Raw genomic sequence first — 20579 nt, forward strand, 5'->3', positions numbered from 1 at the left:
CCGGCGGGAGCCCGTCGCCTCTGGACATATCGTTTGTCGATATGTATAACGATTATCGATGGTATCGACAATCGATAACCCCGCCGTCCTGCGAGTTCGGAGACGACCATGAATTCCACCCACGACACCGACCGCCCCCAGGGCCCGGGCGCCGAACCCGACACGCTCTCCCCCACCGAGACGTCGAAGAAGGACCGCACCGATCTGTGGGCGTCCCTCACGGTCTTCGCGCTGACCTCGTTGATCGTGCTCTTCACCTACGTCCGCGACCTCGTGCGCTCGCTCGGCGACGGCATCGTGACCGCGCGGGTCACGTTCGACGACGCGGCAGCGGCGCCGGTGCTGTCCAGCCCGACCGACGTCGACCTGCAGACCGCCTCGACAACGGTGATCGACGTTCCGACCGATGCCCTCTCGCCCGTCAGTGTCGGCTTCCTCCGCGCCGGAGAGGCGTTGCAGACCCTCGGCTATCTCGCAGCCCTGGCCCTGCTGAGCGGGATCGTCGTGCGATTCGCTCGGGGCCGGTTGTTCGACCGGGGTGTCATCCGGCTCGTGTGGATCACCTCGATCGTGGCGATCGCGACCATCTTCGTCCCCACGATCCCCCGCACCCTGGGTACCAACATGCTGATCCGGGACGTGGACATGAACGAGGTCCTCTCGAACGCGCCCCTCGGGCCGGAGTTCTGGTACGCCTACGTCTTCTGCATGGTGATCTCGGCCGTGGGTGTGGTGCTGCGGATCGGGAACCGCATGGCGCGCGACAACGAAGGACTCGTCTGATGCCTCCGGAAACCGAGCATGCCGTCCGGTGTCATCTCGACGAGCTGCTGGCCGATCGGGGCATGACCCTCACCGAATTGGCCGACAAGGTCGGCGTCAGCGTGGTGAACCTGTCTGTACTCAAGAACGGACGCGCCCGCGCGATCCGCTTCTCGACCCTCACCGCCCTGTGCCGTGTACTGGATTGCTCTGTGGGCGACATTCTTTCGGTCGACTGACCGACCCCGGAAAACGGCGATGCCCGGAACCTCGTGGGTTCCGGACATCGCCGATCGGTCCGGCCGGTGGCGCTCCGGCTGACGCACGGACCTGCTTCCTCTATTCCCCGATCGCGGGAAGAATGCGGGTGCGGACCTCACCGAAGCCGATGCGGGTCCCGTTCGGGCCGGGCGCGGTGGCCGTGATGGCGATCTCGTCGCCGTCCTCGATGAAAGTGCGGGTCTCGTCGCCGACCTGTACGGGTTCTGCTCCGCCCCAGGTGAGTTCGATGAAGGCACCGCGCTGGTCCTTCTCCGGGCCCGAGATGGTGCCGGAGCCGAACAGATCACCGGTGCGGGTCGCGGCGCCATTGACGGAGGTGTGGGCGAGCATCTGCGCCGGCGACCAGTACATCTGCGCGTACGGCGGGCGCGACACGACGTGCCCGTTCCACTCGACCTCGAGATCGATGTCCAGGCCCCACTTCTCGGTGCCCTTCAGGTACGGCAGTGGTTCCGGGTCCTGCACCGGGGTGTCGATGCGGGCCGCCTCGAGCGCGGCGAGCGGAACGACCCACGGCGAGATCGACGTCGCGAAGGACTTGCCGAGGTTCGGGCCCAGCGGCACGTACTCCCATGCCTGGATGTCGCGGGCCGACCAGTCGTTGAGGATGACGGCACCGAAGCAGTGGTCGGCGAACTCGTCGGGGGTGATCTGCGAACCCATCGGGGAGCCGACACCGACGATGAAGCCCATCTCGGCCTCGATGTCGAGGCGGATCGACGGACCGAAGACCGGCGCAGGATCGTTGGGGCCCTTGCGCTGCCCGCACGGCCGCACGATGTCGACGCCCGAGGTCACGACGGTGCTCGACCGGCCGTGGTAGCCGACGGGCAGGTGCTTCCAGTTCGGCATCAGCGGGTCGGGGTTCTGCGGGCGGAACAACCGGCCGAGGTTCGACGCGTGGTTCTCCGACGCATAGAAGTCGACGTAGTCGGCCACCTCGATCGGCAGGTGCATCGTCACGTCGGTGACGGCGAAGACGGCCTCGTCGGCGACATCACCGGCGACGAGTTCCTTGATCGCAGCGCGGACTTCGTCCCACCGGGCGCGGCCCTGGGCCATGAACGCGTTGAGTGACGGCTCGGCGAAGACGACGTCGTCCTCGAAGACACGGCTCAGGTCGAGGACCGAATCTCCGACGCGGACACCGACGCGGGGTTCGCTGTCGGCCGTGGAGAAGATGCCGTACGGCAGGTTGTCGAGACCGAAGAGCGAACCCTCCGGAATGGCGATGGTGGTCATGCGTTCGTTCCTTCGGTGATCGGGGAAACGGTCGAGGGCACCAGACCGAGGCCGAGCAGATCCTCGAGCGGTTCGGCGATGCTGCAGGTGCCGTACGACAGGAAACGGCGCCGGACCTCTGCGGCCCGGTCGTCGGAGAGGGCGCCGAGGCGGGCGGAGAGCACTGCCCCGTCGCGTTCGGCGAGCACGGAGGCGACCTCGTCGGTGTCGGCTCCGGACAGCACCGCGTCCACTGCGGCCAGCAGGTTCACGAACCCGTGCTGCTCGAAGCCCGTCTTCGGGTCGGTGTTGCGCACCGCGTGGTGCAGACCGGCGGTCGCTTTGAACGGCACACCCGTGGTGACGACCGTGCCGACAGCTGCGGCGAGTTCGGCTTCGTCGGGATACGCCTCCGCGACGACGCCACCGGTGCGGAACTTGGCCGCGTAGGGCGTGCCGACCATACGGGCGAGGATCTCGGCGCGACGCTCGTCGCGCGGAACCTCCACGAAGACATCGACATCCGGGCGGCCCACGGAGATCTCGGCGAGTGCCGCGAACAGTTCGTCGACGGATTGTTCTGCGGGGACCGCGATCTCGAGCGCCACCACGGACACCGAGTCCATCGCGTCGACCTGCTCGAGTGCAGGTCGGACGGCGGCGGTGCCGGTCGGTGCGGTCAGGCTCAGGGCCAGCTCGCCGGGATACGGGTGCTGCGTGAGGTGATCCGCGAGTTCACCGAGGCGACCGGCCGGGAAGACGAACGCTCCGACGAGGGGTGCGTGCGCGGACGAGCGGTGTCCGGCGTGGGCGGGGACGGCGACGGGCAGCGGGGCGTTGCCCGGAGGGAACAGCGCCGCGTCGTCGCACAGTCCGGTCAGGAGAGGTCCGAAAGTCATTTCGTCGCTCCTGCATTGCGGTTCCAGCTGCCGGCGTAGGCGGCGTCCTCGCACGCGAGCGCACCCTCACCGAGTTCGAGGGGGCGGAAGGTATCGACCATGACGGCGAGTTCGTCGAAGAACTCCACACCGATGCTGCGCTCGTAGGCACCCGGCTGCGGGCCGTGCGCGTGACCACCGGGGTGCACCGAGATCGAACCCTGGCCGATACCCGATCCCTTACGGGCCTCGTAGTCGCCACCGCAGTAGAACATGACCTCGTCGGAGTCGACATTCGAGTGGTAGTACGGCACCGGCACGGCCAGCGGGTGGTAGTCCACCTTGCGGGGCACGAAGTTGCAGATGACGAAGTTGTTGCCCTCGAACGCCTGGTGCGCCGGCGGCGGCTGGTGGACACGGCCGGTGATCGGCTCGTAGTCGTGGATCGAGAAGGTGTAGGGGTACAGGCAGCCGTCCCAGCCGACCACGTCGAAGGGGTGGTGCGGCATCAGGTAGCGGGTGCCGACGACGCCGTGCGAGGTGCGGTGCTTGACGAGCACCTCGACGTTCTCCTCCTCGACCTGCATCAGTTCGGTCGGGCCGTGCAGGTCGCGCTCGCAGAACGGCGCGTGCTCGAGGAACTGCCCGAACTTCGACAGGTAACGCTTCGGCGGGACGATGTGACTGTTGGCCTCGATGGTGTAGGCGCGCAGCGGTGCGTCGCCCTTGGGCACCCAGCGGTGGGTGGTGGCCATCGGCAGCAGCACGTAGTCGCCGGCCTTTGCCGCGAGCGAGCCGAAGACCGTCTCGACGGTGGCCTCACCGGACTCGACGTAGACCATCTCGTCGCCGACGACGTTGCGGTACAGCGGCGAGGGCTTGGACGACACGACGTACGAGATACGGACGTCGGCGTTGCCCAGGACCAGGCGACGACCGGTCACGACGTCCGTCTCGGCCCAGATCGTCTCGGGGAACAGATCGTGCAGCTTCAGGTGCCGCGGCTTGAGCGGGTGATTCGGCGTGGTGGTCTGATCGGGCAGCTTCCACTCGGTGGCGTCGACGATCGCCGAGGGGATGTACCGGTGGTAGAGCAGCGCCGAGTCGGACGAGAAGCCCTCCTCGCCCATGAGCTCTTCGTAGTAGAGGTTGCCGTTCTCGTCACGGTGCTGGGTGTGACGCTTCGGCGGGATGACGCCGAGCTGTCGGTAGAACGCCATGATCTGACTCCTCGCGGATCTCGGGCGTGCGAGGGAAGGTCGCTCGCCTGGAAGTAGTAAATACGTTAACTAAACGAAGGGCGTGAGCGCAACCACAGAGAGGTCACGAGGCTGCGTCAGTTGCGTCCGCGCACGTCGAACTGGCTGCGGTTGGTGATCAGCTTGTTCAGGAGCATCACGAGAATCTGCTGCTCGGTGGGGGTGAGCACCTCCACCCAGGCCTCCTCGCGCTCGTTCTGCGCGCGGAAGCTGTCGCGGATCTCCTTCTCCCCCGCTTCGGTGAGCGACAGCTGCACCGAACGCGCGTCGTGGCTGACCGGCGTCTTCTCCAAGATTCCCGCTTCGACCAGCGGTTTCGCGAGGTTCGACACCGCGGCGCGGCTCATTCCGGTGAGCCGCGCGGCAACGTTCGGCTCGATCGGACCCGCGAGCCAGATGACGAACATGAGCCGATAGGCCGACCACGACCGACCGCGCGGACGGTGAACGGCGGCTTCGAGGTCGTAGGTGACGATGTCCGAGGCCCGGTTGAGCGTGAGCAGGACTTCGGTCGCGCTGCGGTGATGTTCGCCGAACTTGCTGTTCAGACGCTCCTGCGCGAGTTCGACGAAGGACCAGTAGTCGAGGTCGCGGGGTCCGGACATGCGGTCACAGTACCGCAGATCCGGGATAATTCATCCATTTACTATCCGGTGGATCACCCGGAGATCGGCGGGACTGCGGGAAACCGCACCCCGAATGCCGTGAAGTCGGCGGAAAACCGCAGCGAACTGCGCGTTCGTTGTTCCTAGCGTTCCGGGCATGAACTTCGCACAGACCCTCCCGCAGTCACCCACCGATGAACTCGACGGCCTCGCAGGCCTCTCGTTGCAGCTGATGGAGATGCTCGGAGCACCCGGCGCCGGTCTCGCGGTCGCCGCGGAGAACCTCTTCCCGCCGATCCCGAGCGAGGTAATCCTTCCCCTCGCCGGCTTCGCGGCCTCCCGCGGGGAGATCTCCCTCGTCTCGGCCGTCGTGTGGACCACCCTCGGCTCCCTCGTCGGCGCACTGCTGCTCTACCTCGCCGGGCGCGCCTTCGGCCGTCGGCGGATGTATGCCGTGGTCGAGCGACTCCCACTGGTGAACACCTCCGATCTGCGGCGCGGCGAAGAATGGTTCACCCGGCACGGTGAGAAGTCGGTGCTCCTCGGCCGGATGGTGCCGCTCGTGCGGAGCGTGATCTCGGTCCCCGCAGGGGTGGAGGCCATGCCCGTCGGCCGCTTCGTCGTCCTGACCGCCCTCGGTAGCGCCCTGTGGAACTCGATCTTCGTACTTGCCGGATACCTCCTCGGTGAGAACTGGGGAGTCGTCGAACCGTATGCCGATGTGCTGCAGAAACTCGTGATCGTCGCGGTGGTCGCAGCAGTGGCGGTGTTCGTCGTCCGCCGTGTCCGATCGATTCGCACCCGTTAGGGTCGGTCCGTGATCGATCACCTTCGGCGCTCACTCGGGACCTCGGTCCGCGCCGTCGTCGGGCTCCTGCTCGGGATCGTCACCGCGGTGATCGGTGCGGCGGCATCGACCCGCCGTACCACCGACGGACCGGGTCGCGCGGCCGAACGCGACCGCACTCGTCTCGTGCGATGGTTCGACGCCGAGGCGGTCCGTGATCTCCCGGATCGCGAGCCGACCGGATACTTCCTCGTCCGACTGGCCTACGGTCCGCTCGTCGGCCTCGTCGTCCTGCTCGTCCTGCTCATTGCGACCGGCTACGGGGGCTGGGCAGTCGTCCTGCTGGCCGGCGGTCGCATCTCCGTCGCCGACGGTCTCGTCTCACTCCTCGTCGCCGCCGTGATGATCTATCTCTCCGTCCGGATGGCGATGATCGTGGGCCAATGGGACGTCCGCACAGCCCTGCGGCTGCTCGGCGACGATGCCACGCAGCATCGCCTCCGCGACCTGCAGCGCACCCGCGCCGACGTCGTCACCGCCATCGACGACGAACGCCGGCGGATCGAACGCGCCCTGCACGACGACGTCCAGCAGCGGGCCGTCGCGCTCGCACTCGACGTCGGTCGCGCGCGTCGCACCGCCGAACGCGGCGGCGGAAATCTCGTCGCCGACCTCGACAACGCCGTCGCCCAGGCACAGGCATTGCTCACCGAACTGCGCGACGTGGCGTGGCGGATCTACCCGGCCGCGCTCGACGAACACGGACTCGCCGCGGCACTGGAAGGGTTGTCCGCGCACACCTTCCTCCCCGTCGACCTGGATCAGTCGATCGATCCGGAACCACCGCACGATGTCGCGGCAGCCGCGTACTACGTTGCCGCGGAAGGGGTCACGAACGCGACGAAGCACTCCGGCGCCGACAGCGTGTCGGTGACCGTCGCGGCGGACGATCGCGTCGTCACGGTCACGGTCGTCGACGACGGATGCGGCGGGGCCGAGATGACGGGCTCCGGGCTGACGGGTCTCGCGCGTCGCGTCGCCGCGCTGGACGGGCAGTTCTCCGTACACAGCCCCCGCGGAGGGCCGACCGTCGTGGAAGCGAGGATCCCGTGCGCATCGTAATAGCCGAGGACTCGACGCTTCTTCGCGAGGGCCTGTCGCGGTTGCTCGCGGACGAAGGCCACGAGGTGGTTGCCGGTGTGGGCAACGCCGTCGAGTTGCACCACGTCGTCGAGCGCGAGGTGCCCGACCTCGTGTTGCTCGACGTGCGTATGCCCCCGACCTACTCGACGGAGGGCATCGACGCGGCGCGGCGCATCAAGGAGGAGCACCCGCAGGTCGCTGTGCTCGTGCTGTCGCAGTACGTCGAGCACCGGAACGCGACCGGCCTGCTCACGAACGGCTGGGGTGGCGTGGGCTATCTGCTCAAGGATCGCGTGTCGGACGTGGGGGCGTTCCTCACCGATCTGGAACGTGTGGCCGCGGGCGGGACGGCCTTCGATCCCGAGGTGGTGCGGCAACTGTTCGCGAACACCCGCCGCACCGACCCCATCGCCGCCCTCACCGAACGCGAGCGCGAGGTGCTCGAGGCCCTCGCGCAGGGTTTGACGAACACCGGCATCGCCGATCGTCTGACCATGTCGGTCAGCGCCGTCGAGAAGCACGTCAATTCGATCTTCGTGAAGCTCGATCTGCCGCGCGAGGCCGACCGTAGTCGGCGGGTACGGGCGGTGCTCCTCTATCTCGAGAGCACGGGCGCGCCGAGCTCGCGGGACGACCGCTGACGCCCCGTGCGGATCAGAAGAGCGGATACACGAAGTGCCCGACGCCTCCGCCGGGTGCACTCGACCCCGTCACGTTGGGCAGGTTCGCGGGCAGACGCTGAAGCTTGTGTGGACGGCCTTCGAGGTCGGCCTGCCAGCAATCGGTCGTCACGCCGTGGAAGCCCTGGCACACGATGCGGGTGTTCGTGCCGAAGGGCGAGGTGAGCCGCGGCTCGTTCACCAGCGGGTTCCAGTAGGCGAGTTCGTCCGGCGTGAGCCAGTTGGCGGGGTCCACATCCGACACGGAGATCGGGCTGTTCGGTTGCTGGACCGGCCACTCGTCCTGCGCCGCCGCGATGCCGGCGCCGCTGAGGACGATCCCTCCTGTCACTGCGGCGACCGCTCCGGCTCGCAGTACCCGTCGAAATCCGTTCGCCATCGTTCCCCTCCACCCCGTGTCTCGAGGACCCGTGCCTCCCGGACATCGAAACACGGACCACGCGGTCCGGATATGGGAATGCCGGAATTGTCGGCCCCCGACGGGTTCCGACAATTCCGGCTGCACCACAGGACTAGTCGGTGCGGAGTTCGATGCCCTTCGTCTCCTCGATGAAGAAGACCGCACCGAGGGTGAGCAGCGCACAGAACACGAAGTACCCCGCCGGTGCCAGCGAGTTCCCGGTGATGTCGATCAGCCACGTCGCGATGAACGGTGCGGTGCCACCGAGGCACATGTTCGTCACGTTGTTCCCGAGAGCGATACCGCTGTATCGCACGGACGCCTTGAGCATCTCGACATAGGTGACGAAGGAGGCACCGTTGACCACCGACACGCAGATGAACAGCACGGACTGGCCGACGACGGCCTGCCAGACGGTGCCGCCGGACATCAGCATGAACATCGGAACACCGACGATCGCGGATGCAGCACTACCGGCGAACAGCACCGGCTTGCGCCCGTACTTGTCGGCGAGATAACCGGCGATGGGCAGCGTGATCACACCGAGTACGAGAGCGAGGCAGGTCGACAGGAACGCGACGGAGGACGACAGCCCACCCGTGGTCTGGAGGTAGGTCGCGGCATACACGGAGGCGATGTAGTAGCCACCGATGATGAGCGCACCGAGCAGGATGATCTTGACGACGCTTCCGCCCGACGTCTTCAGCAGCTCCGCGATGGGCAGCTTCTTCGTCTCACCCTTTTCCTCGAGTTCCTCGAACTGCGGGGTGTCCTCGAGATGGTTACGGATCCAGATGCCGACGACACCGATGACCACGCTGAGCAGGAACGGGATGCGCCATGCCCATTCGAGGATCTGCTCCTCCGAGAAGGTGGACGTGATGCCGAGCGCAACGAGAGACGCCACCAACGACCCCAGGTAGGTACCCGAGTTGACCATGGACGTCTGCGTCGCGCGCCAGCGTGCCGGTGCGGATTCGGAGACGAATGCGTTTGCGCCGCCGAGTTCACCGCCGGCCGCGAAGCCCTGCAGGCAGCGGGCGAGCACGAGCAGAACCGTCGCCCACACGCCCAGAGTGGCGTAGGTGGGCATCAGTCCCATGGCCGCGGTCGCCACGACCATGAGCAGGATCGTCCACGACAGTGCGTTCTTCCGGCCGTACTTGTCACCGATGTGCCCGAAGAAGATGCCGCCGGGCACCCGGAGGAAGAACGCCACGGCAAAGGCCGCAAACGTTCCCAGCAGAGCAGCTGTCTCGTCTTCGGAGACGAAAAACAGGGTGGCGACCATCGTCGCCATGTAGCCGTAGATACCGAAGTCGTAGTACTCGACAATGGTGCCCACGACGGCAGCACGAATGACCTTCGTCGTCGACTGCTTCGGCTGCGGAGTGCCGACCTGGGGTGGACTCACTGCGGGGGATACCGCGTCCGATCCGAGCATGTTCGTGTCCTTTTCGAATGTGAGTGGAGGAGGCGCTACCCGCCGGCAACGCCGAGTGCGGTGCGTGGAGCGGCGCCGGATGCAGCCGACCGGGCCGCGTTGAGGCCTGCGATGCGGCCCATGGTCAATGCGTTGGCGACGGCGTTGCCGCCGCCCACATAGCGGAGGCCGAGAATGCCGGCGCCTGCTTCTCCGGCCGCGTACAGGCCGGGTACGACGTTCCCGATGGTGTCGAGAACTTCCGCATTCGGGTTGATCTCGAGCCCGGCGTGGGTGCAGACCAGTTCGGCGGGCAGCATACGTGCCGCGTAGAACGGTCCCTCCGCGATGGGGTCGGGGTTCGAGGTCGATCCCTTGTTGGCGAGGGTGCGGTGCCGCAGGAAGTCGGGATCGATCCCGTTGGGCAGCTGGGTGTTCCAACGATCGATCGTGGTGACCAACGCATCGACCGGTACGCCGATGAGGTCGGCGAGTTCGGGGAGGCTGTCGGCACGCAGGGTACGACCGGCGTCGGCTCCCTCTGCGATCCGGTCGGCGTCCCAGTCGGTGTAACCGGCGGGCAGCCCGGTGCGTGCCTTCTCGTCGAAGATCGCCCACACCGGCCCGTCCTGACGATCCATGAGACCACCGGAGACCGCGTACGAGGCGTCCTCGTCCATGAACCGCCGACCGGACTTGTTCACATAGACCCGCGACTTGGGCGGGAAGCCTGCCTGCCAGTGGTGGTAACGCTGGAAGTGGGCGGTGGGCATGGTCAGCCCCCAGCCCTTGCCGGCGATGGCCGAGTCGACCTGTTCGCCGAAGCGGAAGTGGTCGCCACGGCTCCCCGGGGCGGCAACGACGAAGAGCGACTCGCCTGCTCCGAGCGGATACGGGTAGTACTGCTCGAGCAGGTCGCGGTTCTGCGCGAAGCCACCGGACGCGACCACTACGGCATGGGCACGGACCTCGATGTCATCGGCGACGACACCGACCACACGTCCGTCCTCGACGAGCAGTCGCTGGACCCGGGTGCCGAGCACGGCTTCCACACCGTGTACGCGACGTGCACGGTCGAGGGTCTGCACGAGTCCGTAGCCCTGGTCCTTCGGCACGTGCCCGCGCCACACGTCTTCGACGCCGGCCTGGCACAGACCGGGCATGTGCGCGTTCGACGATTCCCGGGCGGGGATCTCCACACCGAGACCGATCAGCCACTCGAGGGTGGGACCCGCATTCTCGCAGAATGCACGGACCAACCCGGGTGTGAGTACCCAGTGGTTCAGATCCATGTAGTGCTGGAAGAACTTCTCGGCGGAGTCCTCGATACCGAGTCCGCGCTGCACACTGGTGCCTGCCGCGGTGAACAGTCCCGCGGAGAGTTGCGTCGACCCACCCAGTTCGGTTTCGGATTCGAACAGCAGGACGCTCGCGCCGGATTCGGCAGCGGACACTGCGGCCGCGAGACCGGCACCGCCACCACCGATCACCACGACGTCGATGATGTCGTCGTTCATGAGAGTTGATCTCCCGTCTCCGCGATGATGCGGTGATAGAGGCCGTTGGACGTCATGCCGCCGTCGACGGTCACTTCGCTGCCGGTCATGTAGCTCGAACGATCCGACAGCAGGAAGAGCACAGCGTCGGTGATCTCGTCGACGGTGGCCATCCGGCCGGCCGGAACGCTGTTCAATGCGGCACCGACGAATGCGTCGGCGCCACCGAGCAGGGCCGTGCCCACGAGGCCGGGGTGAACCGAATTGACGCGGATACCCCAGCGCGCGAAGTTCCCTGCCGCCGACTTGGACAGGCCCCGCAGGCCCCACTTGCTCGACGAATAGGCCGGAGAGAAGTAGCCGATCTGCCCCGAGATCGATGAGATGTTGACGATCGAGCCGCCACCGCTGTCGCGCATGAGCGGAGCCACCGCCTTCATCCCGTAGAACGGGCCGAACAGGTTGATCCGCATGGTCTTCTCCCAGACGTCGTCCGGGGTGTCCATGAATTCGAGACGTCGAGAGATGCCGGCGTTGTTGACGAGTCCGCCGAGCTCACCTCGCTGGGAACGAATCTCGTCGACGACTCGCTGCCATGCCGCGGCGTCGGACACGTCGAGCGTGTGCGCCGATGCGGAACCACCGGCCGCCTCGATCTGTTCGACGACCTCGGACGGGTCGTGGATATCCGCAAGGCACACATGCGTTCCCCGCGCAGCGAGCACGCGGGCATGGTTGGCACCCATTCCCCCGGCCGCGCCCGTGACGAGTACGACCGAGGGGTACGACACGGATTCGACGACGCTGTCAGACATGACGGGATCCACCGTCGACGGCGATCGAATGTCCGGTGACGTAGCGGGCGCTGTCGGAGAGCAGGAACAGCAACGGTCCGAAGACCTCTTCGGGGGCACCGAGCCGGTGCAGCGGGACGACGTCGAGCGCGTGCTTCAGTGCGGCCGGGTCCTCCTGGACCCACCGGGTCATCTCGGTGTCGATGTAACCCGGAGCGATCGAGTTGACGCGGATTCCCTTGTCGCCGAACTCGACTGCCAGCGATTCGGTCAGATGGGCTACGGCGGCCTTGGAGGCGCAGTACGCACCGCGACCCTTGCGTACACGCAGCGCCGAGACCGACGACATGTTCACGATCGCGCTACCGGGCTCCATGTGCCGCGCCGCGGCCTGCGAACCGAAGAGCACGCCTTCGACGTTGACGTCCAGGGTCGCCGCGATCTGGTCCTTCGAGATCTCCTCGGCGAGGGCGAACGGGAAGATGCCGGCGTTGTTGATCCAGAAGTCGATGCGACCGAACTCCTGCAGCGCGACCTGCGCGAGCGCCTCGTGCTCCGCCGGATCGGTCACGTCGACACGTGCTCCGATCATCGTGCCGGGTGTCTCGACGAGGGCTTCGACGGCGAGATCGGTGTTGATCTGCTCCGCGGTCTCCTTCATCTGCACGTCGTTGATGTCGCCGCCGACCACGTGCACGCCGCGCGTGGCCAGACCGCGCGCGAACTGGGCACCCATGCCGCGGGCCGCGCCGGTGACGACGGCAACCTTGCCGGCCATCTCCGGGTAGAGGGCGACGATCTGGGTGGTGACGGTACGGCCCGGGTTCTGGGCGTCGACGGTCATGGGTGATTCCTCCGAAAATGTGGAACGAATAGGAAAGAGATGCGACGGTCAGCTGTCGTCGCGGGAGACGACGCGGCGGGCTATGCGCCATTCGCCGCCGGTGCGCACGACGCGGTCGTCGATGGTGGTGAACCGGACGAGCCTGGATTCGCCGCCACGAACGGTGGCCACGATCTGCAGATAGGCCCGCACACGAAGGGTGTCGTCGTCGACGCGGTAGGTGGCCAGATTCGTGACGACGTGCCGGTGCACTTCCCCTGCAGCCTGCGCGCCGGCGTGGAAACGCTCGGCGAAAGCCGCGAGGTCGTCGGTTCCTGCCACGGGGGCGGGGTAGCTGGGCGAGCAGAACTTGCCCTCGGCGGTGAACGTCTCGGCCCACTCGCGCGCAGACCCCTCGTCGATGAGGTGGCTCTGCCGGCCGTAGAGCTGGTGGATGTGGGCGAGAACCGCCGCGTCCACGTAGTCGGTCCGTGTCATGTCGTACGAAAACCATCCGTGTGTGCGATAATCGCACTCAGTGTGCGATTAACGGAAATGTTAGGTGTTACAGTTCACAGACGTCAAGGGAGGTAACGGGGGTCATGACACAAATGCGGGATGTACCTGCACAAACGGGGGATCTGGATCTGCCGCGGATCGAGCCGGATGCTGGCATGTCCAAGACGCTCCACAACGGTCTCGAGATCCTGGAACTGCTCGCGCAGAACCCTCACGGCCTGTCGGTCAGCGAGATCGCCGAGAGCCTCGACGTACACCGCACGGTCGCCCACCGACTCGTCCGGACACTCGAGGCGCACCGACTGTGCCGCCGCGACGACCACAAGCGCATCTCGCTGGGCACCGGCCTGGTGACACTGGCCGAATCCGTCGAGCAGGACCTACGAACTCTGGCCCGCCCGATCCTCGAGGACCTCGCCGACAGCGTCGAGGCCACCGCCCACCTCGTCGTCCGCGAGTCCGACACCATGGTGCGCGCGATCATGGTGATCGAACCCCGTCGCTCCGATGTCCACATCGCCTTCCGCCCGGGCCAGGTCCATCCGCTGGATCGAGGCTCGGCCGGTCTGGCGATCCTCGGATCCATGCCGTCACGCCCCGACGAACGCCCGGAAGTGACCCGAGCGCGGCAGACGGGCTATGCGGTCTCTGCCGGCGAGGTCGTATCGACCACCATCGGAATCTCGGCAGCGGTGCCGACCCGTCCCGGGAGCACCCAGGCGGCGATAGGCGTCTCGGTCTTCGACGCCACCGACGAAACCCGCCTCGCGGCGGCCGTTCTCTCTGCGGCGTCGACCCTCGGCGACTTGCTCCGGTGATCGATGGCGAGTGACGACCTCGGAGTGCCGGATCACGCCGGCCCGCTCCGCGTGTACTCGAGCACTCGAGACCTCCGACAGCACACACCTGTGTGCACAATCGATAGGTGAGTTCAACCCAGTCGACTATCGATCCGCACCACGGCACCCTGCGCAGCCCCCGCTTCTGGCTCGCGCCCTTCGCTGTCGTCGCGGCGGTGATGAGTGCCTTGGCGTACTTCTATCTCGGCGCACTCCTCGATCCGAGCGAGAACCTGAGACAGTTCCCGATGGCCATCGTCAATCAGGACGTCGGCGATGTGCTGCCCGGATCGGACGAGCGACAGAACTTCGGCGACCAGATCACCGAGGGCATCCTCGACGGCATCGATCCCGAGGAGATCGATCTGCAACGGATGGGGATCTCGGCCGCCAACCAGGGACTCGACGACGGCAGCCTGTACGGCGCGATCGTCATCCCCAGCGACTTCACCAAACGCATCTCGATCCTCGCGCAGGCCTCGGTGGTTCCCGGCGACATCGAGAAACCGATCATCACCCTGTACACGAACCCCCGGACGGGCGCGTTCGCGACGGGCATCGTCACGACGATCGGCGACCGCGCGCTGACCCAGGTGAACGACACGGTCGGTCAGCAGCTCACCGAAACCGTCACCGCGACGCTCGCCGAGTCGGCACCCGACCTGCAACTGTCCGGCGCCTCCAGCCTCGTCCTGGCCCAACCGATCGATGCACTCACCGTCGAGCACAAGCCGCTGCCCGACGGGACGGGCGCGGGTCTGTCCGCCTTCTTCTACACCCTGCTGCTGATCCTGGCCGGCTTCACAGGCGCCACGATCATCAACGCGGTCGTCGACAGTGCCCTCGGTTTCGTGCCCACCGAATACGGCCCCCTCTATATCGCGAGGGAGACCACCCGGATGTCACGCATGCAGGTGCTGGCACTCAAGTGGGGCATCACGGTGGTCATGTCGTTGATCGTCTCGGCGTTGTACCTGTGGATTTCCACCGCACTCGGCATGCCGGCACCGCGCGCGTTGCTGCTCTGGGAATACGGGGCGCTCGCGATCTCCGCGGTGGGCATCACGTCCCTCGCGGTGATGTCGATCTTCGGTGCAGCGGGTCTGCTGGTGAACCTGATCGTGTTCATCGTGCTCGGCCTGCCGTCGTCCGGCGGCACCATCCCGATCGAGGCCACCCCGCGGATGTTCGAGTGGTTGTCGACCTTCGAGCCCATGCACCAGATCTACCTCGCGGTACGGTCCATCCTCTACTTCGACGGACGACCCGACGCCGGGCTCGGTCACGGCGTGACGATGACGATCGTCGGACTCGTGTTCGGTCTCGTCGTCGGCGCCCTGGTGACGTGGATCTACGACCGCGTCGGTTTCCATCGGGCCGCGGACGCACCCGTGCGTCTGCCGTGGCGACCGTCGCGACAGCACGATCGGGGTTCGACGGTCGCGGCCGACACGGTTCGCTCGGACGACAGCGTGGACGCCGGTGAGGACGATCGTGAGGATACGGACGGATCCTCCGGCAGCTCCGAGCATTCGGGCGAAAGCGACTGGCCCGCGAACGAAATGGGGGACCCCGCCGCGCGTCGGGGGTAGCGGCGGAGTCCCTCCCTCACCACGGTAGTGGCGGTCCTCGCGCGGGTCGCTCTCGATACGGGTGATTTCAAGGGTGAATCGAGGGGTTACCGCGCGTCGGAGTCTGCCGCCGTGATGGAGCACACTGTATGGGTGCGCACGGTCGTCGTTCCTCATCCTGCGGACGGCCGGGGCCGTCGCGGTGCAAGCATCGTCGAGGTCGACGCATCCGGTGCGCCGCTCGGTCCGGTACGTGAGTACCCCGAATTCGCGGATGCAGTCGCAGCGATCGAAGCCGAATCGCGACCACGCTGGGTGTGGACCTCGACGGCAACGGTCTATCCCGAGCTGCTCCGCGCGGGGGTTCGGGTGCAGCGATGCCACGATCTCGCCACCACCGGCGCCATCCTTGCCGTACGGGAGGGCCTGCCCTCACCCACTGCGGAGGAACCGGTCGACGAGCGACCCGGTCTCTTCGACGCCGCTCCCGCGATCGACGTCGAGGCGGTGGTCGCGCAGTTCGCTGATCAGCGTCGCCGCATCTCCGGCGACGCTCGCCTCGAGCTGCTCACCGCCGCCGAATCGGCCGGCACGCTCGCAGCGGCCGAGATGGGTTTCGACGGGTTGCCGTTCTCGGCGCAGGCGCATCGTCGCCTCCTCGAGGACACCCTCGGGCCGCGCCCGACCGGCTACGACCTGCCGAGCCGCATCGCCGAAGTGGTCGAGGAGATCAGCGCCGCCTTCGGCCGCCCCGTGAATCCCGCCTCGCACAGCGAGGTGCTCGAGGCGTTCCGCCGCGAGGGCATCACCGTCGAGTCGACCCGCAAGTATGTGCTGCAGCGGATCGACCATCCCGCGGTGCCTCTGTTGTTGCGGCACCGTGAGCTGTCGAAGTTGTACAGCACGAACGGCTGGCACTGGCTCGACACCTGGGTCCGCGACAACCGGTTCCGCCCGGTCTACGTTCCCGGCGCCGTCGTGTCGGGCCGATGGGCGAGTCGCGGCGGTGGCGCTCTGCAGATCCCCAAGGCGCTGCGATCGAGCGTGATCGCCGACCCGGGCCGGTCGTTCGTCGTCGCCGACGCGGGCCAGCTCGAACCGCGCATCCTGGCGGCGATGTCGGGCGATCGACGCATGGTCGCGGCTGCCGGTTCGGACGATCTGTACGCCCCGGTCGCCGCGGCGTCCTTCGGCGGCGACCGCGCGAAGGCGAAGGTCGCGGTGCTCGGCGTCCTCTACGGGGCCACGTCCGGCGACGCGCGTGCCCTGCTGACGGTGCTGCGACGCAGCTTCCCGACCGCCGTCGACTTCGTCGAACGTGCCGCCCGTGCGGGTGAACGTGGCGAGGTGGTGCATTCGTGGCTGGGCCGTGCGTGCCCACCCGCTCCGGAGGGATTCCATTCGCACGGTGATGCGCATGCACGCGGGCGGTTCACGCGGAACTTCGTCGTGCAGGCCACCGCGGCCGAGTGGGCGCTGTGCGTGCTTGCGGAACTGCGACGGCGGCTGACCACCGATCCCGACCCGACAGCCGGCGATCTCGTGTTCTTCCAGCACGACGAGGTGGTGGTGCACACCGGCAATCCGGAACTCGCGTCGTCGCACATCACCGCCTCCGTCGAGGCGGCGACGCGCCTGATGTTCGGCGACACGCAGGTTCGTTTCCCGATGGACACCGCCGTGCGCAGCGTCTACGCCGAGGATGCGGGCGGTGAGTAGGTGGCGTGTGTCCACAGATGCATGACGGCGTACGCCCGCCACGGCCGCCATCGTTCGGCGCGCTCGGCGGCTTCGCGTGCGCTCTCCACCTGCAGGGCTCGTCGGAGAACGAGGTCGCCGGACGGATACGCATCGCGATCGCCGAGTCGTAGAGCGAGATAGTCGACGGTCCACGGACCGATCCCGGGGAGCGCGAGAAGATCTGCCGCGAACGAGGGTTGCTCCGGCGCCACCCCGCCGGCCGCGGCCCGGGCCAGTTCGGAGACGGTGCGGGCACGTGACTGCGTCGTGCCGATGACGGCACGCAGGTCGCTCTGCTCGACCGTCGCGAGTCGGTGCGGCCCAGGGAAGCACCGCAGCCCACCGGGTGCGTCGTCGCCGAAGGCCGCAACGAGACGTCCTGAGAATGTGCATGCCGCAGCGACACTCACCTGCTGCCCGAGCACCGTGGACACGGCGGTGGCGAACCAGTCGGTGGTACCGACCACGCGCAGACCGGGATGGGTCTGCACGAGAGGTCCGAGCACGGGATCGGACTCGAATGCCGCATCGACGACGGACGGGTCGACGCCGAGATCGAGCCACTGGCGGATCGTCTCGCCGACCTCCTCGACATCCGCACGACCTGCGGTCTCGACGTGAACCTCGAGATGTCGCACGTCCCCGCCTCTCCCGCCGTCGGGTGTCGCCGGGTCGTCGAAGCGGACAGCGACGTGCGCGGCTCCGCCGGTCGTGCGAATCGCGCGGTGATGAGTGCCGGTGGCGCTGTCATGGTGTTCGTAGCCGGGGACGGTGTGGCTTCGCAGCGACGCCAGCATCGGACCCACCGCAACGGGTTCGGCCACCGGGAACCTGAGGGTGGTGATCACGCGACCGACTCGAGTTGCAGCAGTGCCCTCTTCGCCTCGACTCCCCCGACGTACTGCCCCATGCTGCCGTCGCTGCGTACCACCCGATGGCACGGCACCACCACGGGCAGCGGGTTCTTCGCGCACGCCGTTCCGACCGCCCGTACCGCCCGCGGGCTCCCGGCCGCGGCGGCGATCTCCGCGTAGCTCGCCGTGCGCCCGTATTCGATCTCGGGCAGTCGCGTGATCACCTCGCGCCGGAATCCGTCGGCGAGACGCAGATCGAGCGGAACGTCGAAATGTGTCCTCGTACCGGCGAAGTACTCGTCGAGCTGCCGGACCACCGGGTCGAGCCGACCCGGCGCGTCGAGAACGCGCGGGCTGATCCGGCGGGAGAGTTCGTCGAGCACGGCGTCGGATCCGCCGGCGACGTAGGCGACCCGCACGAGCCCGACGGTGGTGGTGGCCAGCAGGAGCGGACCGACGGGGGTGTCGACGACGCGGAACGCGACATCGAGCAACCCGGCCGCCTCGGCGTCGAGTACGAGCTTCTCCCGCAACCACGCGAGATCGGCCGATCCGACCGAGGGTTGTGGAAAGTTCATGAGCGACATCCTGTTCCGTGTTCGATCCGACGACGCAACGCCGCCCGACCGTCGGCCGCCGCGCGACGTGCCGCGGCCGGGCTGTTGCCGAGGATCGTGCCGATCTCCGCGTAGGGCAGGCCTCCGACGTAGTGGTAGACCAGCGCCGCACGCTGCGTGAAGGGAAGTTCGGCGACCGCGCTCCACAGTTCGTCGTCGCCCTCACCGGGGTTTCCCGTGGCCGACGCGGGTTCGGGAAGGTTCTCGGTGGGCACCGGCGTCCGCCCGCGCACACGGTGGATGTCGACGGCCTTGCGGTGCGCGATGGTGACGAGCCACGCTTCGATGTTGCTGCCCGGTGGCAGTTCAGGGTAGGCGCGCAACGCCGCGAGGAAGGTCTCGGACCAGGCGTCGTCGGCGTCGACGGCTCCGAGCAGTGCGCGACAGACCCGGAGGACCGTCGCGCCGTGACGGGTGACCACCTCGTCGAAAGGAGGCAGGCTCGCCCGCGGTAGGTGATCAGGCAGGGACATGGGTATCGCCGGCGACACCGGGCTCGGCGGAACTCAGCACCCGCGCCTCCTGGTCGAGCAGGAAGCGTTTGCGCTCGAGACCACCGGCGTAACCGGTGAGCTTGCCGCTGCTACCGATGACGCGATGGCACGGGACGATGATGCAGAGCGGGTTACGGGCATTGGCCGCAGCGACCGCCCGTACCGCGGTGGGCCGGCCGAGAGCGAGTGCGATCTCCGAGTAGGTGCGCGTGGTGCCGTACTCGATCGTCGTCAGCGCCTGCCACACCTCGCGTTGGAACGGGGTTCCGACGGGAGCGATGGGGACGGTGAACCGGGTGCGGCGACCCGCGAAGTATTCGCCGAACTGGGTGATCACTTCGTCGAACCCCTCGGTGACCTGCTCGCCGAAACCGGCGCGGTCGGGCGCGGGGTGATGCTCGGCCATGTACACGCCGCTCAGGACGCCGTCGGTGTTCACCAACGTCAGCTCGCCGATCGGTGTGTCGATGACGGTGTGGGTGCGCAATGCGGTCACGGCCTCGATCCTTCCATCCGGTGTGTGCTCTGTACCGGGTAGACGAACGGGACGCCGAAAATGTGAGGTCCGTGATCACGACGATCGGACGTACTGCACTATGACGACATGATCTCGCTGCCTGTGCCCGCGCTCGGACTCTCGGTCGCCGGTTCCATCGTCGACGTCACCCGGACCGTGCTCGGACGCACCCGCGAGACCGCCGAGTTCGCGCTGTCGCTCCCGGCGCGGGTGGAAGGACTGCTCGGCGAGGCCGAATCGCTCATCGGCTCGGTCGAATCGCTGATCCGCCGCATCGACAGTGTGGTCACCGACGCCACCGACATCGTCGAGGGAGCGTCGGTGGCCGTCGCGCAAGCGACCCAGGTGATCGCCTCGACCATCGGTGTGGTGGAGGAAGCCGCCGATGCGGTCACGCGCGCCACGGAGATCATCGACTCGACGGGCGGGGTCGTGCGCGATGCGACGGTGGTCGCGGCAGACGCGCGGATCGTCGTCGAATCCGCAGGCCGCAGCTCCGACGCCGCCGGGGAACTGCTCGAGACCTACAAGCCCCTCGCCGAACGAGCCGCTCCCCTGGCCACCCAGTTCGTCGAGGAGTTCTCACCCGAGGAACTGCGCGCCGCGATCAGGCTCATCGACCGACTCCCCGAGATCACCGAGCGGGTCGACGCCGTGCTGCCCATCATGGCGACGCTCGACACCGTCTCCCCCGAGATCCACGAACTGCTCCTCGTCGCGAAGGACGTCCGACAGGCGATCGTCGGTGTGCCCGGCTTCAACTTCCTGCGCCGACGCGGGGAGGAGAAAGAGATCAACGGTGATGACTGACCGCACTGCGGTCGGGACGACTGACCGCACCGCGGTCGGGACGACTGACCGCACCGCGGTCGCGA

23 protein-coding genes are annotated in these 20579 nt (G+C 67.4%); 9 read left to right on the forward strand and 14 right to left on the reverse strand.

What is annotated here, in order from left to right; translation table 11 throughout:
• Positions 1-108: 108 nt before the first annotated feature.
• The gene (locus C6Y44_RS22920; protein ID WP_159417327.1) at positions 109-783 is read left to right on the forward strand and encodes a hypothetical protein; all 675 of its coding nucleotides are present in this window, start codon (positions 109-111) and stop codon (positions 781-783) included.
• Positions 783-1001, forward strand: coding sequence for a helix-turn-helix domain-containing protein (locus C6Y44_RS22925; RefSeq protein ID WP_064256486.1), 219 nt, complete (start codon positions 783-785; stop codon positions 999-1001). The genes C6Y44_RS22920 and C6Y44_RS22925 overlap by 1 nt, the downstream gene beginning before the upstream one ends.
• A 100-nt stretch (positions 1002-1101) precedes the next feature.
• Here the strand turns inward: C6Y44_RS22925 and fahA are convergent, their stop codons facing one another.
• From fahA to C6Y44_RS22945, 4 genes are all read right to left on the reverse strand, one after another.
• A complete protein-coding gene (fahA, locus tag C6Y44_RS22930) occupies positions 1102-2286 on the reverse strand; it encodes a fumarylacetoacetase (RefSeq protein ID WP_159417326.1) in 1185 nt (394 codons plus the stop codon).
• Positions 2283-3164, reverse strand: coding sequence for a hypothetical protein (locus tag C6Y44_RS22935; protein WP_159417325.1), 882 nt, complete (start codon positions 3162-3164; stop codon positions 2283-2285). The genes fahA and C6Y44_RS22935 overlap by 4 nt, the downstream gene beginning before the upstream one ends.
• Positions 3161-4363: a homogentisate 1,2-dioxygenase gene (locus C6Y44_RS22940; RefSeq protein ID WP_159417324.1), complete on the reverse strand. Its 1203-nt coding sequence runs from the start codon at positions 4361-4363 to the stop codon at positions 3161-3163. Before C6Y44_RS22940 ends, C6Y44_RS22935 begins: the two co-directional genes overlap by 4 nt.
• A 116-nt stretch (positions 4364-4479) precedes the next feature.
• Positions 4480-5007 (reverse strand): MarR family winged helix-turn-helix transcriptional regulator, encoded by a 528-nt coding sequence (locus C6Y44_RS22945; protein ID WP_016692512.1) that lies wholly within the window; start codon positions 5005-5007, stop codon positions 4480-4482.
• Positions 5008-5164: 157 nt separating this feature from the next.
• Between C6Y44_RS22945 and C6Y44_RS22950 the strand changes: the two genes are divergently transcribed.
• From C6Y44_RS22950 to C6Y44_RS22960, 3 genes are read left to right on the forward strand one after another with little or no spacing between them, the layout of a single operon-like run.
• Complete coding sequence (locus tag C6Y44_RS22950) at positions 5165-5815, forward strand: DedA family protein (RefSeq protein ID WP_159417323.1); 651 nt, start codon at positions 5165-5167, stop codon at positions 5813-5815.
• A 9-nt stretch (positions 5816-5824) separates the two neighbouring features.
• Entirely contained in the window at positions 5825-6916 is a 1092-nt protein-coding gene (locus C6Y44_RS22955; RefSeq protein WP_159417322.1) for a sensor histidine kinase, read from the forward strand.
• Positions 6904-7578, forward strand: a complete 675-nt coding sequence (locus C6Y44_RS22960; protein WP_060652713.1) for a response regulator transcription factor — start codon at positions 6904-6906, stop codon at positions 7576-7578. Before C6Y44_RS22955 ends, C6Y44_RS22960 begins: the two co-directional genes overlap by 13 nt.
• A gap of 13 nt (positions 7579-7591) precedes the next feature.
• On the opposite strand, the gene C6Y44_RS22965 is transcribed toward C6Y44_RS22960, so the two are convergent.
• The 6 genes from C6Y44_RS22965 to C6Y44_RS22990 form a co-directional block, all read right to left on the reverse strand.
• A complete protein-coding gene (locus C6Y44_RS22965) occupies positions 7592-7996 on the reverse strand; it encodes a hypothetical protein (RefSeq protein ID WP_159417321.1) in 405 nt (134 codons plus the stop codon).
• 133 nt (positions 7997-8129) lie between these two features.
• A complete protein-coding gene (locus C6Y44_RS22970; RefSeq protein WP_159417320.1) occupies positions 8130-9461 on the reverse strand; it encodes an MFS transporter in 1332 nt (443 codons plus the stop codon).
• 35 nt (positions 9462-9496) lie between these two features.
• Positions 9497-10957 carry an FAD-dependent oxidoreductase gene (locus C6Y44_RS22975; protein WP_159417319.1) on the reverse strand — a complete coding sequence of 487 codons (1461 nt, stop codon included), beginning with the start codon at positions 10955-10957 and terminating at the stop codon, positions 9497-9499.
• On the reverse strand, positions 10954-11751 hold the full coding sequence (locus C6Y44_RS22980) for an SDR family NAD(P)-dependent oxidoreductase (protein WP_159417318.1): 798 nt from the start codon (positions 11749-11751) through the stop codon (positions 10954-10956). The genes C6Y44_RS22975 and C6Y44_RS22980 overlap by 4 nt, the downstream gene beginning before the upstream one ends.
• Positions 11744-12574 (reverse strand): SDR family NAD(P)-dependent oxidoreductase, encoded by an 831-nt coding sequence (locus tag C6Y44_RS22985; protein WP_016692517.1) that lies wholly within the window; start codon positions 12572-12574, stop codon positions 11744-11746. Before C6Y44_RS22985 ends, C6Y44_RS22980 begins: the two co-directional genes overlap by 8 nt.
• Positions 12575-12622: 48 nt before the next feature.
• The gene (locus C6Y44_RS22990) at positions 12623-13051 is read right to left on the reverse strand and encodes a nuclear transport factor 2 family protein (RefSeq protein ID WP_159417317.1); all 429 of its coding nucleotides are present in this window, start codon (positions 13049-13051) and stop codon (positions 12623-12625) included.
• A 176-nt stretch (positions 13052-13227) separates the two neighbouring features.
• Between C6Y44_RS22990 and C6Y44_RS22995 the strand changes: the two genes are divergently transcribed.
• The 3 genes from C6Y44_RS22995 (at position 13228) to C6Y44_RS23005 (ending at position 17201) form a co-directional block, all read left to right on the forward strand.
• Positions 13228-13890 carry an IclR family transcriptional regulator gene (locus C6Y44_RS22995; protein WP_174246975.1) on the forward strand — a complete coding sequence of 221 codons (663 nt, stop codon included), beginning with the start codon at positions 13228-13230 and terminating at the stop codon, positions 13888-13890.
• A gap of 107 nt (positions 13891-13997) precedes the next feature.
• On the forward strand, positions 13998-15503 hold the full coding sequence (locus C6Y44_RS23000) for a YhgE/Pip domain-containing protein (protein ID WP_159417315.1): 1506 nt from the start codon (positions 13998-14000) through the stop codon (positions 15501-15503).
• Between the two features lie 114 nt (positions 15504-15617).
• Complete coding sequence (locus tag C6Y44_RS23005; RefSeq protein ID WP_225623849.1) at positions 15618-17201, forward strand: bifunctional 3'-5' exonuclease/DNA polymerase; 1584 nt, start codon at positions 15618-15620, stop codon at positions 17199-17201.
• Here the strand turns inward: C6Y44_RS23005 and C6Y44_RS23010 are convergent.
• From C6Y44_RS23010 to C6Y44_RS23025, 4 genes are read right to left on the reverse strand one after another with little or no spacing between them, the layout of a single operon-like run.
• On the reverse strand, positions 17174-18070 hold the full coding sequence (locus C6Y44_RS23010) for a DNA-3-methyladenine glycosylase 2 (protein ID WP_159417313.1): 897 nt from the start codon (positions 18068-18070) through the stop codon (positions 17174-17176). The genes C6Y44_RS23005 and C6Y44_RS23010 overlap by 28 nt on opposite strands.
• Positions 18067-18663 (reverse strand): methylated-DNA--[protein]-cysteine S-methyltransferase, encoded by a 597-nt coding sequence (locus C6Y44_RS23015; protein WP_120280643.1) that lies wholly within the window; start codon positions 18661-18663, stop codon positions 18067-18069. Before C6Y44_RS23015 ends, C6Y44_RS23010 begins: the two co-directional genes overlap by 4 nt.
• Positions 18651-19166, reverse strand: a complete 516-nt coding sequence (locus C6Y44_RS23020; protein ID WP_174246974.1) for an RNA polymerase sigma factor — start codon at positions 19164-19166, stop codon at positions 18651-18653. The genes C6Y44_RS23015 and C6Y44_RS23020 overlap by 13 nt, the downstream gene beginning before the upstream one ends.
• Positions 19153-19683: a methylated-DNA--[protein]-cysteine S-methyltransferase gene (locus tag C6Y44_RS23025; protein ID WP_120280645.1), complete on the reverse strand. Its 531-nt coding sequence runs from the start codon at positions 19681-19683 to the stop codon at positions 19153-19155. The genes C6Y44_RS23020 and C6Y44_RS23025 overlap by 14 nt, the downstream gene beginning before the upstream one ends.
• 108 nt (positions 19684-19791) lie before the next feature.
• Here C6Y44_RS23025 and C6Y44_RS23030 point away from each other — a divergent pair, with 108 nt between their 5' ends.
• Entirely contained in the window at positions 19792-20514 is a 723-nt protein-coding gene (locus tag C6Y44_RS23030) for a ribulose 1,5-bisphosphate carboxylase large subunit (protein WP_120280646.1), read from the forward strand.
• Positions 20515-20579 lie beyond the last annotated feature (65 nt).

Source organism: Rhodococcus rhodochrous, assembly GCF_014854695.1.
Taxonomy (GTDB): Bacteria; Actinomycetota; Actinomycetes; order Mycobacteriales; family Mycobacteriaceae; genus Rhodococcus.

Coding starts and splice junctions, on each gene's coding strand:
- C6Y44_RS22920 (WP_159417327.1), top strand. CDS start 109: ATGAATTCCACCCACGACACCGACCGCCCCCAGGGCCCGGGCGCCGAA.
- C6Y44_RS22925 (WP_064256486.1), top strand. CDS start 783: ATGCCTCCGGAAACCGAGCATGCCGTCCGGTGTCATCTCGACGAGCTG.
- fahA (WP_159417326.1), bottom strand. CDS start 2,286: ATGACCACCATCGCCATTCCGGAGGGTTCGCTCTTCGGTCTCGACAAC.
- C6Y44_RS22935 (WP_159417325.1), bottom strand. CDS start 3,164: ATGACTTTCGGACCTCTCCTGACCGGACTGTGCGACGACGCGGCGCTG.
- C6Y44_RS22940 (WP_159417324.1), bottom strand. CDS start 4,363: ATGGCGTTCTACCGACAGCTCGGCGTCATCCCGCCGAAGCGTCACACC.
- C6Y44_RS22945 (WP_016692512.1), bottom strand. CDS start 5,007: ATGTCCGGACCCCGCGACCTCGACTACTGGTCCTTCGTCGAACTCGCG.
- C6Y44_RS22950 (WP_159417323.1), top strand. CDS start 5,165: ATGAACTTCGCACAGACCCTCCCGCAGTCACCCACCGATGAACTCGAC.
- C6Y44_RS22965 (WP_159417321.1), bottom strand. CDS start 7,996: ATGGCGAACGGATTTCGACGGGTACTGCGAGCCGGAGCGGTCGCCGCA.
- C6Y44_RS22970 (WP_159417320.1), bottom strand. CDS start 9,461: ATGCTCGGATCGGACGCGGTATCCCCCGCAGTGAGTCCACCCCAGGTC.
- C6Y44_RS22975 (WP_159417319.1), bottom strand. CDS start 10,957: ATGAACGACGACATCATCGACGTCGTGGTGATCGGTGGTGGCGGTGCC.
- C6Y44_RS22980 (WP_159417318.1), bottom strand. CDS start 11,751: ATGTCTGACAGCGTCGTCGAATCCGTGTCGTACCCCTCGGTCGTACTC.
- C6Y44_RS22985 (WP_016692517.1), bottom strand. CDS start 12,574: ATGACCGTCGACGCCCAGAACCCGGGCCGTACCGTCACCACCCAGATC.
- C6Y44_RS22990 (WP_159417317.1), bottom strand. CDS start 13,051: ATGACACGGACCGACTACGTGGACGCGGCGGTTCTCGCCCACATCCAC.
- C6Y44_RS22995 (WP_174246975.1), top strand. CDS start 13,228: ATGTCCAAGACGCTCCACAACGGTCTCGAGATCCTGGAACTGCTCGCG.
- C6Y44_RS23005 (WP_225623849.1), top strand. CDS start 15,618: ATGGAGCACACTGTATGGGTGCGCACGGTCGTCGTTCCTCATCCTGCG.
- C6Y44_RS23015 (WP_120280643.1), bottom strand. CDS start 18,663: ATGTCGCTCATGAACTTTCCACAACCCTCGGTCGGATCGGCCGATCTC.
- C6Y44_RS23020 (WP_174246974.1), bottom strand. CDS start 19,166: ATGTCCCTGCCTGATCACCTACCGCGGGCGAGCCTGCCTCCTTTCGAC.
- C6Y44_RS23030 (WP_120280646.1), top strand. CDS start 19,792: ATGATCTCGCTGCCTGTGCCCGCGCTCGGACTCTCGGTCGCCGGTTCC.